This is a genomic window from Streptomyces sp. NPDC050703 (assembly GCF_040654435.1).
Taxonomy (GTDB): Bacteria; Actinomycetota; Actinomycetes; order Streptomycetales; family Streptomycetaceae; genus Streptomyces.
The window spans coordinates 207,203-223,719 of the sequence record NZ_JBFAHX010000005.1 but is presented as its reverse complement, the minus strand read 5'-3'; the positions used below and the strand labels follow the sequence as shown (position 1 = coordinate 223,719).

The following is a 16,517-nucleotide window of genomic DNA, read 5'->3' as shown; positions in this document are numbered from 1 at the left end:
CGTGTTCCGGCCCTGCCGCCGTCGTGGCTGGTCGCGCCGTTCCCCGCGCCCCTTGGAGCGCCCCTTCGGGGCGGCTCCCTCGGGGGCGGCTCCCTCGGGGCGGCTCCCTCGGGGCGGCTCCCTCGGGGGCGGGGTGTCAGCGGCAGCCGCAGTTCGCCAGGGTGGAGGCCATCTTGTCCAGGGTCTTCTGGGCCGCCTGGGGGTCCGTCGTGCCGGTGGTCATGAACGCGAAGACCAGGAGGCGGCCGTCCGCGTCGACCACCGTGCCCGCCAGGGTGTTCACGCCCGTGAGGGTGCCGGTCTTGGCGCGGACCACGCCCGTGCCCGGGGAGTCCTTGGGGTAGCGGTCGACGAGCGTGCCGGTGAAGCCCGCGACGGGCAGGCCCGTCACCGCGGAGCGCAGTTCGGGGCGGGCCGGGTCGGTGGCCTTGTCCAGGAGCGCGGCGAGGAGGTCCGCCGAGACGCGGCCGGCGCGGTCGAGGCCGCTGCCGTCGGCGAACTCCGCACCCGAGAGGGGCATCCCCAGCTTCGCGAGCCGGGCGCGCACCGCCCTGTCGGCGCCCTTGAAGCTCGCCTTCTCCTTGGCCGCCACGGCGGTCTGGCGGGCCAGGGCCTCGGCGATGTCGTTGTCGCTGTGGGTCAGCATCCGCTCGACCAGGGCCGACAGGGGCGGTGACTCGACCTTGGCGAGGGGTTCCGACCGTTCGGAGGCCCTCGCCCGCCGCGAGTCCTTCCTCGCCCCCGTCCGCTCGGACTGCTCCGACTGCTCCGTCCGCTCCGCCTTGATGCCGTGGTCCTCCAGGAAGTCCGCGAACTTCTCCGTCGCGTCGCCCGCCGGGTCCCCCGAGCGCGGCGCGGGCCCGCTGGAGGAGTCGTCGAGGCGGCCCTCGTCGGCCATCAGGGCGCTGACGAGGGTGATGTTCTCGTTGGGGCCGATCGGGTGCTGCGCGGGGCCCGTGTACAGGGACGTGTCGTAGGACAGCTTCACCTTCTCCACGTGCCGGGCCTTGAGCGCGCGGGCGGTGTCCTCGGCGAGGCGGCGCAGGCTCGCCGCCGTGTCGGTGTACCGGCCGTGCTCGCGGGCGGTGAGCGTGGGGTCGCCGCCGCCGACCAGGACGACGCCCGGCGTGTCCCCCTGCCCGCCGGGTTCGAGGACCGCCCTGGTGGCGATGCGGTGGTCGGGGCCGAGCGCGGACAGCGCGGCGACCGCCGTGGCGATCTTGACGGTCGACGCGGGCGTCAGGCCCCGGCCCGCGTCCTTGCCGTAGACGCGCTTGCCGGTGGCCGCGTCGACGACCACGGCCGCGCGCTCCGGGCCGAGCGCGCGGTCCCGCAGCAGCGGATCGAGAACGTCGGCAAGGGCGCGCTCCGTCGGCACGGGCGCCGTCCCCGCCGGCGCGCCGATGCCGGCGAGCACCGTCCGGGCGCTCGGGGCGGTCTCCGGCACCCGGCCGGCGCCCGGACCACCGTGATCTGCGCCACCCCCGGCATCCCGGGAAGCGGCCCTGACACGCTCCGCCGTACGCTGGCCGGAGGAGTCCCAGGGGCCGGCCGCGGCCACCGCTCCGGCCGAGATCACCAGGCCGAGGGTGGCGGCACCCGCCGTGAGCTGCCAGTTCGTGAGTTTTCCCGAGATCCGGGGGAGCTTGAGGGCGGATGGCCTTGGCAACTGTCTCAGCAGCTGTCGAGGCCGACGCCAAGGCTTGAGCTCCGGCACGACGACCAGCCCCTTTCGCGATCACACATCTGCGTGAGGGACACTTAACCACCCGAAGTATGTGCTGATCATGGAGGAGCCACCCGTGGAGTTCGACGTCACCATCGAGATTCCGAAGGGTTCGCGGAACAAGTACGAGGTGGACCACGAGACCGGCCGGATCCGTCTGGACCGTCGCCTCTTCACGTCGACCAGCTACCCCGCGGACTACGGCTTCGTCGAGAACACCCTCGGCGAGGACGGTGACCCGCTGGACGCCCTGGTCATCCTGGACGAGCCGACCTTCCCCGGCTGCCTCATCAAGTGCCGCGCGATCGGCATGTTCCGGATGACCGACGAGGCGGGCGGCGACGACAAGCTGCTCTGCGTCCCGGCCTCGGACCCGCGCGTGGAGCACCTGCGCGACATCCACCACGTCTCCGAGTTCGACCGCCTGGAGATCCAGCACTTCTTCGAGGTCTACAAGGACCTGGAGCCCGGCAAGTCCGTCGAGGGCGCCGACTGGGTCGGCCGCGCCGACGCCGAGGCCGAGATCGAGAAGTCGTACAAGCGCTTCGAGGCGCAGGGCGGCCACTGAGCCTCCGGCCTGGTACGGGCCGCGCGGACCGATCACCGGGCCGCGCGGCCCGTTCGTGTATCTGTGCCCATACTGGCCATACGGAGGTGCGTACGAGTCGTATGAGAAGTGAGGGCATCAGTGGCCGAGCATGAGGCCGAGGACCGGAAGCCTCAGTCGGACGAAGCCCGCAGCGCGTTCGTCCCGCCGAGCGGAGTGCTCGCGCAGGAGGCTGCCGAGGAGGAGTCGCAGACGACGTCGGAGTTCGCCGTACCGACCGGTCTCGCGACACCGTCGACCACGACGCAGGAGACCGAGAAGTCGGCGTTCACGACGCCGAACACCTACAGCTCCCGCAACGCCCCGCCGGCCTTCACGCCCGCGCACGGCATCCCCCTGGTGAAGCTCACCAAGGAAGTGCCCTGGCAGGACCAGATGCGCACGATGCTGCGGATGCCGGTGACGGAGCGGCCCGCTCCCGAGGCCGCGCAGAAGCAGGAGGACGAGTCGGGGCCCGCCGTCCCCCGCGTCCTGGACCTGACGCTCCGTATCGGCGAGCTGCTGCTCGCGGGCGGTGAGGGCGCCGAGGACGTCGAGGCGGCCATGTTCGCCGTCTGCCGTTCCTACGGGCTCGACCGCTGCGAGCCGAACGTCACGTTCACGCTCCTGTCGATCTCCCACCAGCCCTCGCTCGTCGAGGACCCCGTCACGGCCTCACGGACGGTTCGGCGGCGCGGCACCGACTACACCCGGCTCGCGGCCGTCTTCCACCTGGTGGACGACATCAGCGACCCGGAGCTCGACGTCTCCCTCGAAGAGGCGTACCGCCGGCTCGCCGGCATTCGGCGCAACCGCCACCCCTACCCCGGATGGGCGCTCACGGCGGCCAGCGGGCTGCTCGCGGGCTCCGCGTCCGTCCTCGTCGGCGGTGGCGCGCTGGTGTTCCTCGTGGCGGCCGTCGGCGCGATGCTCGGCGACCGGCTCGCCTGGCTCTGCGCGGGGCGCGGGCTGCCGGAGTTCTACCAGTTCGTGGGGGCCGCGATGCCGCCCGCCGCGCTGGGCGTCGCGCTGAGCTTCGCGCACACCGAGGCGACCATGGCGTCCGCCGTCATCACCGGTGGGCTCTTCGCGCTGATCCCGGGGCGGGCCCTGGTGGCGGGCGTGCAGGACGGTCTCACCGGCTACTACATCACCGCGGCCGCACGCCTTCTTGAGGTCATGTACCTGATCGTCGGCATCGTCTGCGGCGTGCTGCTGGTGCTGTCGCTCGGCGTGATGCTGGACGCGACGAACCTGACACCCGAGACGAGGTTCGGGGTCACGTCGTCGCGGCCCGTCATCCAGACCCTGGCGTCGATGGCGCTGAGCCTCGCCTTCGCGATCCTGCTCCAGCAGGAGCGCAACACGGTGCTGATCGTGACGCTCAACGGCGGCATCGCCTGGGTGATGTACGGCGCTCTCGCGCAGACGCCCATCGCGCTGTCGCCCGTGGCGGCCACGGCGATCGCCGCCGGCCTGGTGGGGCTGTTCGGGCAGCTCTTCTCGCGCTACCGGTTCGCGTCGTCACTGCCGTACGTCACGGCGGCGATCGGGCCGCTGCTGCCCGGTAGCGCCACGTACTTCGGGCTGCTCGCCCTGGCCCAGAACGACCTCAACACCGGGATCAACTCGCTCACCAAGGCCGTCGCCACGGCCCTGGCGATCGCGATCGGCGTGAACCTCGGGAGCGAGGTGTCCCGGCTCATCCTCAAGCTGCCGGGGGCGGCCACCGCGGCGAATCGCCGTGCGGCGAAGCGGACCAGGGGCTTCTAGCCCCCGGGCCCCGATCGCCGGACGGGCGCAATCCCGGAGCTACCGCTTCGCGTGGCGGCCGCGCTGGCTCGGGGGGGTGCCGTGGGGGCCGCCCTCCCTCGTCGCGGCCTTCTTGGACTTGCCGCGGGCCCGCAGGAACTCGATGGCGATCGGGACCACCGAGATGAGGACGATCAGGATCAGGATCGCCTCGATGTTCTTGTGCACGAACTCGATGTTGCCGAGCCAGGCGCCGAGCAGCGTGACGCCCGCGCCCCACAGGATGCCGCCGATGATGTTGAACGTGATGAACGAGCGGTACCGCATGCCGGAGACGCCGGCGATGATCGGCGTGAAGGTCCGCACGATCGGCACGAAGCGGGCGAGGACCAGGGACTTCGGGCCGTACTTCTCGAAGAAGTCGTGCGCCTTGACCACGTTCTCCTGCTTGAAGAGCTTGGAGTCCGGGCGGTTGAAGAGCGCGGGGCCGACCTTCTTGCCGAAGAGATAGCCCGCCTGGTCGCCCAGGATCGCGGCGAGGCAGATCAGCACGCAGGCCAGCCACAGCGGGGTGTCCAGCTTGTGCGTCGTGATCAGCAGGCCCGTGGTGAACAGCAGCGAGTCGCCGGGCAGGAAGAAGCCGATGAGCAGCCCCGACTCGGCGAAGACGATCAGCAGGAGGCCCCAGAGGCCGAACTGGTTCAGGAGGTAATCCGGATCCAGCCAGCTTGGTCCGAGCGCAAGCGTCGTCACGGTTCCGGGCTCCTGTGGGTGAGGGGGCGGTGCGGCGGCGGTGCTGCGACCGCCCGGCGGTGCGGCGGCGGGTGCAGACGCCCAAAGTTATCAACGCCGGGCGGCCCGGCCGGGTTCCACCGTCCCTTTCCGGACCCGGCCGCCGGACAAGCCGGGCAAACCCGCCGTCTCGCACCCGCCGCCGCGCTCTCCTCAGCCGTTGCGGGCCGCGTTCGCGAGGATCGCGTCCCGCAGGTACGCCGCGAGGCCGGGCCTGACGGCCTCGTAGAAGGCCGTGAACCGCGCGTCGCCCACGTACATCTCGCCGAGGCCGGCGTGCATCTCGTACGAGCACGCGTAGTGGTGGCCCGAGATGAAGCGGCGGTGCTCCTCGGCGGCGTCCATCGCCTCCGGGGAGTCCGGCGCGAACCCCTGGGCCAGCAGATCGCCCACGCGCGCGTGGAGTGCGGCGAACTCGTCGTTGATCCGCTTCCAGTCGTCCTTGGTGTACGAGGCCGTCCTGCGCCGCGCCTCGCGGTACGCCTCCGTGCCGCCCCAGCGCCGCTCCGCCTCGTCCGCGTGCCGCTCGGGGTCGAAGTCCCCGAAGACCTCGAACTTCTCCTCCGGTGTGAGATCGATGCCCATCCTCTTCGCCTCCATGGCGGTCTCGACGGCGGCGGCCATCTCCTGGAGCCTGGCGATCCGCGCGGTCAGCAGCTCGTGCTGACGCCGCAGGTGCTCGCGCGGATCGGCGTCCGGGTCGTCCAGGAGGGCCGCCACCTGGTCGAGGGGGAAGCCGAGCTGCCGGTAGAACAGGATCTGCTGCAGCCGGTCCAGGTCGGCGTCGCTGTAGCGCCGGTGACCCGCGCGGCTGCGCCCGCCGGGCGTGAGCAGGCCGATCTCGTCGTAGTGGTGCAGCGTGCGCACCGTCACCCCGGCGAAACCGGCGACCTGTCCCACGGAGTGGCCCATGGCCTCCGCCTCTCTTCTCGGTACGCGCCTCAGCCTGCGTCCTCACGTCACGTGAGGTGCAAGCCCGCGCCCGGGAGAACCGGCTACCGGCCGTCGCCGCCGGCTTCGTCCCCGTGCCGCTCCCCCGTCGCGTACGGGTTCTCCTGCCCGTCGGCGAGCACCCCGACGAACGGGTCGCCCTCACCGGCGAAGGTGTACGCGCCGCCCTCGATGCGGGCGATCAGGCCCCTGGTCCACGCCTCGCCCGTGTCGGCCGAGTGCACCCAGTAGTTCATGATCTCGCCGATGTGGCCGAGCTGTTCGGGGCCGTCCTCGGGCGTGTAGTAGCCCGTCACGGAGGCCCGCCACTCCTCCATGCGCCGCACCCGCTCCTTGAGCAGCGCCACGACCTCGTCCCGCGGCAGGTCCACCATGAGGCCGAGCCCGGAGGTGAGGACGTCCGGCCGCTGGTCGTACGTGGTCAGGGCGGAACGGAGCAGGGAGAGGTACTCCTCGGTGCCCTGCTCCGTCATCTCGTACTCGGTGCGCGGCGGGCCGCCCGCCGTGGAGGGGGCGATCTCGTGGGCGTGCAGCATGCCCTGCTTGGCCAGCTGCTTCAGCGCGTGGTAGATCGAGCCGGGCTTGGCGTTGGACCACTCGTGGGCGCCCCAGTACTCCAGGTCGTTGCGGACCTGGTAGCCGTGGGCGCGGCCGTGCTGGCGCACGGCCCCGAGAACCAGTAGCCGGATCGCTGACATGCACCGCACCCTTCCGCTCGTACCTCTCGTACCTCAGTCCTCAACTTTGACTAGGGTACGGGGCATTCCGCTCCGCGGGGATACGGCGTACCGGTGTCAGCCCCAGGATTCGCCGCGCTCCAGGGCCACCAGCTCGAAGGCGGTCCTGCCGTCCAGGGACTCGCGGACGATGTCGGCGTGGCCGGCGTGCCGGCCGATCTCCTCCACCAGGTGGAGCATCAGCCAGCGCATCGACACCACGCCGTCCTTCGGGAACCACGGCGCCTCGGGCAGCGGGAACGTGTCGTCCAGGCTCGGCACCGCGCGGATGAACTCCTCCGTCTCGGCGGCGACCCGGTCCCAGAAGGCCAGGGTCTCGGCGAGCGTCTCGCCCTCCACGAGGCGGAAGCTCTCGCCCCAGGTCTCCTGGGTGCGCTGCCTCTCGTTGGGCTTGCGCTGGGCCATGCGCAGCCAGTTCAGCTCCGTCTCCGCCACATGCTTGACCAGGCCCGAGAGGCTGAGTTCGCTCGCGCTCGGCCGCTGGGCCGCCTGCTCGTCGGTGAGCCCGAGCACCGACCGGCGGATGCCGCCGCGCTGGGCCTCGACGAAGGCGATCAGAGCGCCGCGCTCGTCGCCGCGTGCTTCCGAGCTGACGTGGGTGACCATGGGTTTCCGCCTCTCTCCTGCCCGCTTCCGCGGGCCGCCCCTGGGGGCCTTCCGACACCTCACAAGCTACGGACCCTTGCGGTCAGGTCCTGTCCGCAAGGCAGCAGGGGCAGCAGGGACAGCAGGGGCAGCGAGGGCCAGCGGGGGGGGCCAGGAGAGAAGGCGCCGGAGCCCGGCGGGTCAGAAGGGGAAGCGCGAGCGGCCGTGCTGCACCGAGATCCACTTCTGGGTGGTGAAGGCGTCCACCGTCGCCTCGCCGTTCAGCCGGCCCACACCGGAGTTCTTCTCGCCGCCGAACGGCACGACCGGCTCGTCGTGCACCGTGCCGTCGTTGACGTGGATCATGCCGGTCCTGACGCGCTTGGCGACCCGCACGCCGCGCTCGACGTCGGCGGTGTGCACCGCGCCGCTCAGTCCGTACGGGGTGTCGTTGGCGATCCGCACCGCCTCGTCCTCGCCGTCGAAGGGCACGAGCAGGGCGACGGGGCCGAATATCTCCTGCCGGAGGACCGGGGAGTCGGCCGGCAGCCCCGTCAGCACCGACGGCGCGATCAGGTTGCCCTCGGCGGTGCCGCGCAGCAGGGCCTCGGCGCCCGCGGCGACGGCCTGCTCGACGACGGAGGAGACGGCCTCCGCCTGCGAGGCGTTGATGAGCGGGCCGATGTGCGTTGCGGGGTCGGCCGGGTCGCCGACCTTGAGCGAGGCGACCTTGGCGACGAACTTCTCGGTGAACTCCGTCCGCACCGACCGGTCCACGAGGATGCGGTTGGCGGCCATGCACACCTGGCCCTGGTGGACGAAGCGGCTGAAGACGGCCGCGTCCACGGCGTAGTCGATGTCGGCGTCGTCCAGGACGATCAGGGCGCTGTTGCCGCCCAGCTCAAGGACCGAGCGCTTGAAGTGCGAGGCGCAGACCGTGGCGACGTGGCGGCCCACGCGGTCGGAGCCGGTGAAGGAGATGACGCTCGGCACCGGGTGCTCGATGAGGGCGTCACCGATCTCGGCTATGTCCGTGATCACGACGTTGAGCAGGCCGGCGGGCAGCCCCGCTTCCTCGAAGATCTTGGCGACCAGGCTGCCGCCGGTGACCGGGGCGCTCTGGTGCGGCTTGAGCACCACGGCGTTGCCGAGGGCGAGCGCGGGGGCGACGGTCTTGACCGAGAGGAGCAGCGGGAAGTTGAAGGGGCTGATGACGCCCACGACGCCCACCGGCGTGCGGTAGAGGCGGTTCTCCTTGCCGTCCTCGGGCGAGGGCAGGATGCGGCCTTCGGGGCGCAGGGAGAGGTGGATGGCCTCGCGCAGGAACTCCTTGGTGAGGTGGAGCTCGAAGGCCGCCTTGAGCCGGGTGCCGCCCAGCTCGGCGATGATCGCCCCGGTGATCTCCTCCTCGCGCTCCTCGACGACGCGCAGGGCGCGCTCGAAGACGCCGCGCCTGGCGTAGGCGTTGGTCTCGGCCCACGCCCGCTGGGCGCGCTCGGCCGCGCGGTATGCCTGGTCGACCTCGTCGGCGGTGGCGACGGTGATGGACGCCAGCTTCTCCCCGTCGTACGGATTGAAGTCGATGATGTCCCAGGAGCCCGAGCCGGCCTTCCACTCCCCGTCGATGTACTGGTGAGCCAGGTCAGAGAAGAAGGACATGAGACGGACCCCTTGCCGCGGCAGCAGACGGAAAGCAGACGAAACCTGACCCCTGAGGTTACGTCATCGTAGTTGCGCGTCAGGTGAGTTGGAGAAGACCGCGCAGCAGATCGCGGCTGTCCGCCGGCCCCGGGCTGTCCTTGTGGAGCTGTGCGGCCACCCGCTCGTACTGGGCGACCTCCTCGGCCTTGTCGAGGTAGAGCGCGCCGGTGAGCTGCTCCACGTACACGACGTCGGAGAGGTCGGACTCCGGGAAGCTCAGCATGGTGAACGCGCCGCTCTCGCCGGCGTGGCCGCCGAAGCTGAACGGCATCACCTGGAGGGTGACGTTGGACCGCTCGGACACCTCGATGAGGTGCTGTATCTGGCCGCGCATCACCTCGCGGTCGCCGTACGGGCGGCGCAGGGCCGCCTCGTCGAGGACGCAGTGGAAGTGCGGCGCGCGCTCGGAGGCCAGCAGCTTCTGCCGCTCCAGGCGCAGGGCGACGCGGCGGTCGATCTCCGCCTTGCTCGCGCCCTTCATGCCGCGCTTGACGACCGCGTGCGCGTACGCCTCGGTCTGGAGCAGGCCGTTGACGAACTGGACCTCGTAGACGCGGATGAGCGAGGCCGCGCCCTCCAGGCCGATGTACGTCTGGAACCAGCCGGGCAGGACGTCGGAGTAACTGTGCCACCAGCCGGTGAGGTTGGCCTCTTTGGCGAGCGAGAGGAGTGCGCCGCGCTCGGTCTCGTCGGTGACGCCGTACAGCGTCAGCAGATCTTCGACGTCCCTGGACTTGAAGCTCACCCGTCCCAACTCCATGCGGCTGATCTTCGATTCGGATGCGCGGATCGAGTAACCGGCCGCTTCGCGGGTGATGCCGCGGGACTCCCTCAGGCGCCTCAGCTGTGAGCCCAGCAGGATGCGCCGTACCACCGAGCCGCTCGACTCCCCTGCGGTCACTTCGCTCAATCCTCCCCATCGACTGGAAGCCTGCAGTCTGCCATTAAACGCACCACCCCGTACACGTTCGATTACAGAAACGGAAAGCTCGCGAAAGCTCTCCACAAGAAGTCGACAGGAGAAATGGGCAGAAGAGGCACGTGAGCCATCAAGTCCGGCGCGTGCACGTGCATCTGCCCTTGCATCTGCCCTGCGCATTCGGAACCATGGTCCGCGCGCCACCGCTGTACCGACCGCACCATCGGCGACCGACCGCGCCACCGCTCCATCGCTATGACCGCGAAACCGGGGAGTGCCTCGCATGGGGACGAATGGATCGACCATGCTCGAGCCGTTAAGGCAGGGGCTTCCCCCACTCGACCCCTCTGCGGTCTCCGATACGGCGTCCGTCGCCCTCCCCGCCCGCTATGAAGCGGTGGGCTGTGCGCGGAAGTTCACCCGTACGACGCTCGGGCAGTGGGAACTGGACGAACGCTTCGACGACGTGGCCCTCGTCGTCTCCGAACTCGTCACCAACGCGCTGCGGCACGCCCTGCCGGCCGACGCCCCCGAGCGCCAGGACCCCTCCGTGCGGCTGCACCTGATGCGCTGGGCGTCCCGTCTGGTGTGCGCGGTGCGCGACCCCAGCGACGAGAGCCCGGTCGCGCGCGACACCGACGACGACTTCTCGGCGGAGTCCGGGCGCGGCCTGTTCCTCGTGGAGTCCTTCAGCGACGGCTGGGGCTGGCATCCGCTGGCCGGCGCGACGCGCGGCAAGGTGGTCTGGGCCCTCTTCCGCCTGGGCTGAGGCCACCGGGCCGCGCCCGGCCGCCGGTCAACGGTCGTCGCTCGCCGGTCGGAGGGCCGCCGATTCCCGGCGGGGCCCGCTTGCCGTTTCCCGGCCATCGTTCAGAGGGTCAGCCGCCGACCAGGTGGTCGAACTCCCCGTCCTTCATGCCGAGCAGCATCGCCTCTATCTCGGCGCGCGTGTAGACGAGCGCGGGGCCGTCGGGGAAGCGTGAATTCCGCACCGCGACATCGCCGCCGGGCAGCTTCGCGAACTCCACGCAGGAGCCCTGTGAGTTGCTGTGCCTGCTCTTCTGCCAGACCACCCCGTGAAGCTCCGTGGCCGCCATGCCATTGAATGCGTGGTGCACAGATCGCTCCCCGGTGGTGCTGTGGCTGTATGGCCTCTAGATGCAGTAGTCAACTGTCCGGGATCATAGCTGTGTTCACATGCAGATGCATGGGCAGATGCACGTGCACGCGGGGTGTTGCCTTGGTTACAGGCCACGCCGAGGCGCACGCCTCTATGAAAAGACGCGCACCGCGCCGTTTGTGTTCCGCACGAGAGGCGGAAAACGACGACGCGGTGCGCGCGAGAGGCGGTATTGGGGTCAGCGGGTGGTGCCGTAGGGCAGCAGGGCCATCTCCCGGGCGTTCTTGACGGCCGCGGCGATCCGCCGCTGCTGCCGCACGGTCACGCTTGTGACCCGGCGGGAGCGGATCTTCCCCCGGTCGGAGAGGAACTTCCTGAGCAGATCGGTGTCCTTGTAGTCGATGTACGTGACGCCGGCGTCGTCCAGGGGGTTGGGGCGCGGCTTCTGCGGGCGGGCGGCGGACTTGCGGGGCGACACGGTCAGACCTCCAGGAGGGTGTCGAAGGCGGGCGGCAGGTGCTTCCAGGCGTCGCGCCCGGCGGCGTACTCCTCGTCGGTCAGCAGACACGCCTCAAGGACCTCTTCCAGCCCCTCGCGGTCCAGGCCGGGCGAGGTGAAGACCAGGTGGTTGCAGCGGTCGCCGTGCTCCGGGTGCCAGTCGAGCGCGGCGGCGGCGCGGCGCACCGGCGGGACGAGCTCCCACGCCGCGTCCGGCAGCGACGCCAGCCACGGCCCGGCGCTCTCGACGCAGAGCGCGCCGCCCGCGGCGTCCCAGCCGAGCAGGGTGTCCGGACGGTCGGCCAGCCAGAACCGCCCCCGGCTGCGCGCCGCCGCACAGGTCAGGTCCTCAAGGGCCTGATACAGCCGCTCCGGGTGGAACGGCCGCTCCCTGTGCCATACGAGGGTGGAGACCCCGCACGCGTCGGCCTCCGCCGGCAGCAGCGCGCAGGCGGGGTGCTGCGCCGCGGCGGCGGCCTCGACGTCGAAGCCCGCCAGCGCGGCGGCGAGGAGGTCGCCCTCGCCGATGACGACCTGCCGGGCGGTCGGGTGGAGCTGCGCGAGCAGCGCGCGGTCCTCGTCGTCGGCCTCGGCGGAGGCGGCGACCGCGAGGACGGGCGCGTATTCGAGCTGGCGCGCCCAGGTGTCGGCGACCGTGCGCCGGTCGGCGGGGGCGGCGGCGAGCCCGGCGTCCACGAGGTCGTCGCCGTTGCCCAGGCAGGGCAGGAGCAGCGCCGGGTCCACAGCGGTGATCACGCCGCTGAGCGCGATGCCGTCACCGGCGTGCGCGGCGATCACCTCGGCCATGGCCTTGGGCTCGACCGAGTCCCACAGCTCGACGACGGCGAGGCGGGTCGGCCCCGCGTCGGCGAGGCGCCGCAGCTCGGGCACGAGGTCCTCGCGGAGCGCGCAGCAGGCGCAGTCGTCGACGAGCGGGGTCTCGCCGGTGGAGAGCACGCCCGTGGCGTCGCGCACGGTGCGCACGACGGTGCCCCGCACGGCGGTCGACAGGTCGTGGTGCAGGGCCACCGCGCCCGGAGCGGCGGCGAGGAGGCGGCCGACGGCCTCCGCGCGGGCGTCCGCGTGGAGGCCGCCGACGATCACGACGTCCATGTGGCCCATCAGCGCTTGCCGAAGCGCCGCTCGAAGCGCTCGACGCGGCCCGCGGTGTCCAGCACGCGCGCGTTGCCCGTGTAGAAGGGGTGGCTCGCGGACGAGACCTCGACGTCGATGACGGGGTACGTGCGCCCGTCCTCCCACTCGACCGTCCTGTCGCTGGTCGCGGTGGAGCGGGTGAGGAAGGCGTAGCCCGCGGCCTTGTCGCGGAAGACGACGGGGCCGTAGGGCGGGTGGATGTCCTTGCGCATGGCGGTCAGCGCTCCTCTCGGAAGTCGACGTGGCGTCCGGCTTTCGGGTCGTACTTGCGCAGCGTGAGGCGGTCGGGGTCGTTGCGGCGGTTCTTGCGGGTCACATACGTGTAGCCCGTTCCGGCCGTGGACCGGAGCTTGATGACGGGGCGGAGTTCGTTGCGGGGCATGTGGCTAGTATATGAAAACGACTCCCGTTTTCAATAGCGGGTCCACCGTCACGACCGAGAGGTGCGTCACCATGTCCGCCCACTGCCAGCTCACCGGGACCGGGCCCGGCTTCGGCAACCGGATCTCCCACTCCCACCGGCGGTCCCCCCGCCGCTTCGACCCCAACGTCCAGCGCAAGCGGTACTGGCTGCCGAGCGAGGGCCGGTACGTGCGGCTGCGGCTCTCCGCGCAGGGGATCAAGACGGTCGACCGCATCGGCATCGAGGCCGCGGTCGCCAGAATCCGTGCCCGTGGCGTGAAGGTCTGAGAAGGACCGGGAAGACGGGAAGGGAACGATGGCCAAGAAGAGCAAGATCGCGAAGAACGAGCGGCGCCGCGAGATCGTGGCGCGGTACGCCGCGCGGCGGGCCGAGCTGAAGGAGACCATCCGCAGGACCGGCACGCCGGACGCCGAACGGGAGGCCGCACGGCGGGAGCTGGCGCGCCAGCCGCGCGACGCGAGCGCCACGCGGGTGCGGAACCGGGACAGCGTCGACGGGCGTCCGCGCGGCTACGTGGGGGCCTTCGGCCTGTCCAGGATCTCGCTGCGCGAGCAGGCGCACGCCGGATTCCTGCCCGGGGTGCGGAAGTCCTCCTGGTAGCTTGGCGCGCGATTTCGCCGGGCGGTGCCCGGCGTCCGGCGTGATGTCAGGGACCGGCGGGCCCGTCCGCCGGGGGGCCCTTCCGGTCCTCCGGCCGGCCGGGCGCGTCCGTGCGGGCCGACGCGCCGTCCGCCTCCGTGCGGGCCGACGTGCCGTCCACCAGCATCGGGGGCGGTGCCGTGTCCAGGGCGTCGGAGAGGTCGTCCAGGGCGTCGAGGAGCAGGCCCGCGCCCCTGCGGACCACGCGGTCGGGGACTCCCTCGCCGTCCCACTCCGCCAGGGCCGTGCGGACCGCGTCCCACTCGGGTACGCGGCGTTCGCGCACCGCCTTCGCGCCCTGCTCCGTCGCCTTGCGCAGCGCGTCGGCCAGGCGGGCGGCCGCCGGTACGGGGGTCGCGTCGCGGTCCGGCAGGTGGGCCTCCATCAGCATGGCCACGCGGCCCAGTTGGCCCAGGCACTCCTCCGCGTCCGCCGCCGTGGCGCGCGACAGGCCGCGGTGGCGCACCGGCTCGTTCTTCGCCCGGTCCGACGCCTCGTGCCAGGCGACGCGCGCGTCCCTCGCGGCGAGCAGCGCCTCGCGGACGTCGGGGCTCGCGCTGCCCGCGGGGTCCGCGTAGTGGTCGACGACCGCCGCCGCGTAGCGCCCGTCCGCCACCAGCCAGTCCGCGAGGCGGGTGCGCAGCCGCGGGGTCTCCCAGGCGGGGTACACCGCGTACGCGATCATCGCGAGGACGCCGCCGAGCAGGGTCAGGATCACCCGCTCGGGGACCGTCTGCGTCCACTGCTGGCCGCCCATGCCGAGCAGGAACACGACGTACGCGGACACGCAGGCCTGCGCCGCCACCTGGCCCGTCCGCATCAGCAGGTACATCAGCCCGGCGCAGACGACCGCCACCGCGGCCGACAGGGCCGTGCCGGGGTGGGCGAGCTGGACCAGCCCCGTGGCGAGCGCCACGCCGACCAGGGTGCCGCCGAAGCGGGCCACCGCGCGCGAGTACGTCTGGGAGAAGTCGGGGCGCAGCACCATCACCGCGGCCATGGGTGCCCAGTAGCCGTGGCCGAAGGGAAGCCAGGTGCCCAGGAGGTAGCCGGCGGCCGCCACCGCCGTGACGCGGATGGCGTGCCGCGCGATCGGGGACTCGTGGCGCAGGGCGGCCCGCATGGCACGCAGGCCCGAGGGGACCAGGGCGGGGAAGGTGGGACGCAACAGAGGAACGGGCACCCCCGCGGGCCGGGCCTCGGGGGGCGTCTCGGCCGCAGGCCTGGCCTCCGGGGGCGCATCTGCCGCAGGCCGGGCCTCCGGGGGCGCATCTGCCGCAGGCCGGGCCTCCGGGGGCGCATCGGCCACCGGCTGGGCGTCAGCGGGCCCCTCGGCCGCCGGCCGAGCTTCCGCAGACACTTCAGCCGCCGGCCTGGCCTCCGGAGACGCTTCAGCCGCCGGCCTGGCCGGGGGTGCATCGGCCGCCGGCCTGGCCTCCGGGGACGCTTCGGCCGCCGGCCTGCCCTCCGGGGACGCCTCGGAGGCTGGCCTGGCCTCCGAGGCCGCCTCGGAGGCCGGCGGCGCCTCACCACGCGGCGCCCCCGAGCCTGACGCCGACTCGTCACGGGGCACCTCGGAACCCGGCGGCGTCCCCTCGCCACGGGACGCCTCGGAGGCCGGCGGCGCCTCACCGCACGGCACCCCGGAACCCGGTGCCCCCTCACCACGGGACACCCCAAAGCCCGACGCCCCCTCACCTCGGGACACCCCAGAGCCCGACGCCCCCTCACCACGGGACACCCCAAAGCCCGGCGGCGCCTCACCACGCGGCGCCCCCGAGCCTGACGCCGACTCGTCACGGGGGACCTCGGAACCCGGCGGCGTCCCCTCGCCACGGGGCGCACCAGAGCCCGGCGTCACGCCACGCGGCGCTCCGGAACCCGGCGGCGCTTTCGCCGGTGTGGGTGGGGGCTGTGTGCCGCCCGCTGTTTCCAGTACGTCCTTCAGCAGGGCCGAGAGGCGGGCCGCCGCGCGGTGGGCCGGTCCTTTCAGGATCGCGCCGGTGTCCGGGGTCCTCAGGGCGGCCAGGGCCGCGGGCGCGACGCGGACGGGTTCGCCGTGGCGGATCGCGCGGGCCGCCGCGTCGAGGACCGTGCCGGCCGCCGCGAGGATCTCCCGGACGCGGTCGCGCTCCCTGCCCTCCTCGGGGACGCCCACCGCCGGGTCCGCCAGGCTGGCGAGGACGGGGCGGATGCGTTCGGCCACGCCGCGCGAGCCGCGCAGCTCCGCCGGGCGGGTGCGGGCCTGGCGCGGGGTGATCCTCGCCGCGTCGCGGGCCGCCATCAGGGGCTCGGGGTCGAAGGGGGCCACGGGGTCGTGGCGGAGCCTGCGGGCGTAGTCCGCCTCGGCCGCCAGGGCGTCGGCGAGGGCGTCGCGGTGGGCGCCCCATCTGCGTACGGGGAAGAGGACCACCAGCGCCGCCTGCACGCAGCCGCCGACGATCATCATCGCCGCGTGGCCCGCGGCCTCCGCCACCGAGGTCGGCAGGGTGACCGTCACCAGCATGATCGCCACGTTCGACGAGGCGATGATGCCGACCGTCGGGCCCGCGGCCCAGCTCAGGCCCGCCAGGAAGGTCCAGAGGCAGAGCAGGGCAAGGAAGAGGAGCAGGTGGGAGCCGGTGAGGTAGCCGAGGAACGTCGAGACCGCGAGGCTGGTGCCGGAGGCCAGGGCGAGTTCGGGGCGGGGCCGCCAGCTCCGCTGGAACGTGGCGATGGCCGCCTGGAACGCGCCGAAGGCGGAACTCGCCGCCACCGCCGGGCCGAAGAGGGTGAGGCTCAGGCCGATGACCAGGGCCAGCCCCGCGGCACCTCGCGCGGCCACGAGGGGTTCCAGGCGCTTGCGCTCCACCGTCAGGCCCGTGCGGGCTGTCTCCTTCAGCGCGCTCAGCCAGGTCACTCTGTGATCATACGGCGCATACCGGGCATAACG

Annotated in this window: 18 protein-coding genes; 5 read left to right on the top strand and 13 right to left on the bottom strand. The window is 72.3% G+C overall.

Translation table 11 applies throughout. The features are described 5' to 3' along the window. Positions 1–136 precede the first annotated feature (136 nt). Positions 137–1,669, bottom strand: a complete 1,533-nt coding sequence (dacB, locus tag AB0I16_RS07175) for a D-alanyl-D-alanine carboxypeptidase/D-alanyl-D-alanine-endopeptidase (RefSeq protein ID WP_363248294.1) — start codon at positions 1,667–1,669, stop codon at positions 137–139. Between the two features lie 133 nt (positions 1,670–1,802). Here dacB and AB0I16_RS07170 point away from each other — a divergent pair, with 133 nt between their 5' ends. After that, a complete protein-coding gene (locus tag AB0I16_RS07170) occupies positions 1,803–2,294 on the top strand; it encodes an inorganic diphosphatase (protein WP_030785786.1) in 492 nt (163 codons plus the stop codon). 120 nt (positions 2,295–2,414) lie between these two features. Then, the gene (locus tag AB0I16_RS07165; RefSeq protein ID WP_363248293.1) at positions 2,415–4,085 is read left to right on the top strand and encodes a threonine/serine exporter family protein; all 1,671 of its coding nucleotides are present in this window, start codon (positions 2,415–2,417) and stop codon (positions 4,083–4,085) included. 39 nt (positions 4,086–4,124) lie between these two features. Here the strand turns inward: AB0I16_RS07165 and AB0I16_RS07160 are convergent, their stop codons facing one another. The 6 genes from AB0I16_RS07160 to AB0I16_RS07135 form a co-directional block, all read right to left on the bottom strand. Next, complete coding sequence (locus tag AB0I16_RS07160) at positions 4,125–4,817, bottom strand: VTT domain-containing protein (protein WP_363248292.1); 693 nt, start codon at positions 4,815–4,817, stop codon at positions 4,125–4,127. Between the two features lie 192 nt (positions 4,818–5,009). Then, positions 5,010–5,768 carry a MerR family transcriptional regulator gene (locus AB0I16_RS07155; protein ID WP_363248291.1) on the bottom strand — a complete coding sequence of 253 codons (759 nt, stop codon included), beginning with the start codon at positions 5,766–5,768 and terminating at the stop codon, positions 5,010–5,012. A gap of 83 nt (positions 5,769–5,851) precedes the next feature. Further along, positions 5,852–6,505, bottom strand: a complete 654-nt coding sequence (locus AB0I16_RS07150) for a PadR family transcriptional regulator (protein WP_363248290.1) — start codon at positions 6,503–6,505, stop codon at positions 5,852–5,854. A gap of 96 nt (positions 6,506–6,601) precedes the next feature. Continuing rightward, positions 6,602–7,150, bottom strand: coding sequence for a DinB family protein (locus AB0I16_RS07145; protein WP_363248289.1), 549 nt, complete (start codon positions 7,148–7,150; stop codon positions 6,602–6,604). Between the two features lie 180 nt (positions 7,151–7,330). Continuing rightward, positions 7,331–8,788, bottom strand: a complete 1,458-nt coding sequence (locus tag AB0I16_RS07140) for an aldehyde dehydrogenase family protein (RefSeq protein WP_363248288.1) — start codon at positions 8,786–8,788, stop codon at positions 7,331–7,333. A 79-nt stretch (positions 8,789–8,867) separates the two neighbouring features. Next, positions 8,868–9,731 (bottom strand): helix-turn-helix transcriptional regulator, encoded by an 864-nt coding sequence (locus AB0I16_RS07135; RefSeq protein ID WP_363248287.1) that lies wholly within the window; start codon positions 9,729–9,731, stop codon positions 8,868–8,870. A 301-nt stretch (positions 9,732–10,032) separates the two neighbouring features. Between AB0I16_RS07135 and AB0I16_RS07130 the strand changes: the two genes are divergently transcribed. Beyond that, positions 10,033–10,518: an ATP-binding protein gene (locus tag AB0I16_RS07130; protein WP_363248286.1), complete on the top strand. Its 486-nt coding sequence runs from the start codon at positions 10,033–10,035 to the stop codon at positions 10,516–10,518. 109 nt (positions 10,519–10,627) lie between these two features. Here the strand turns inward: AB0I16_RS07130 and AB0I16_RS07125 are convergent, their stop codons facing one another. The 5 genes from AB0I16_RS07125 to rpmG form a co-directional block, all read right to left on the bottom strand. Beyond that, positions 10,628–10,867: a DUF397 domain-containing protein gene (locus AB0I16_RS07125; protein WP_198503329.1), complete on the bottom strand. Its 240-nt coding sequence runs from the start codon at positions 10,865–10,867 to the stop codon at positions 10,628–10,630. A 240-nt stretch (positions 10,868–11,107) separates the two neighbouring features. Then, positions 11,108–11,347 (bottom strand): 30S ribosomal protein S18, encoded by a 240-nt coding sequence (rpsR, locus tag AB0I16_RS07120; RefSeq protein WP_363248285.1) that lies wholly within the window; start codon positions 11,345–11,347, stop codon positions 11,108–11,110. A gap of 2 nt (positions 11,348–11,349) precedes the next feature. Beyond that, the gene (locus tag AB0I16_RS07115) at positions 11,350–12,480 is read right to left on the bottom strand and encodes a GTP-binding protein (protein WP_363248284.1); all 1,131 of its coding nucleotides are present in this window, start codon (positions 12,478–12,480) and stop codon (positions 11,350–11,352) included. A gap of 8 nt (positions 12,481–12,488) precedes the next feature. After that, the gene (locus AB0I16_RS07110) at positions 12,489–12,734 is read right to left on the bottom strand and encodes a type B 50S ribosomal protein L31 (RefSeq protein ID WP_363248283.1); all 246 of its coding nucleotides are present in this window, start codon (positions 12,732–12,734) and stop codon (positions 12,489–12,491) included. 5 nt (positions 12,735–12,739) lie between these two features. Next, positions 12,740–12,904, bottom strand: coding sequence for a 50S ribosomal protein L33 (rpmG, locus tag AB0I16_RS07105; RefSeq protein WP_363248282.1), 165 nt, complete (start codon positions 12,902–12,904; stop codon positions 12,740–12,742). A 71-nt stretch (positions 12,905–12,975) separates the two neighbouring features. Here rpmG and rpmB point away from each other — a divergent pair, with 71 nt between their 5' ends. Next, entirely contained in the window at positions 12,976–13,212 is a 237-nt protein-coding gene (gene rpmB / locus AB0I16_RS07100) for a 50S ribosomal protein L28 (RefSeq protein ID WP_363248281.1), read from the top strand. Between the two features lie 28 nt (positions 13,213–13,240). Next, positions 13,241–13,546 carry a 30S ribosomal protein S14 gene (rpsN, locus tag AB0I16_RS07095; RefSeq protein ID WP_363248280.1) on the top strand — a complete coding sequence of 102 codons (306 nt, stop codon included), beginning with the start codon at positions 13,241–13,243 and terminating at the stop codon, positions 13,544–13,546. A 46-nt stretch (positions 13,547–13,592) separates the two neighbouring features. Here rpsN and AB0I16_RS07090 read toward each other — a convergent pair whose 3' ends face one another. Beyond that, on the bottom strand, positions 13,593–16,484 hold the full coding sequence (locus tag AB0I16_RS07090; protein WP_363248279.1) for an FUSC family protein: 2,892 nt from the start codon (positions 16,482–16,484) through the stop codon (positions 13,593–13,595). Positions 16,485–16,517 lie beyond the last annotated feature (33 nt).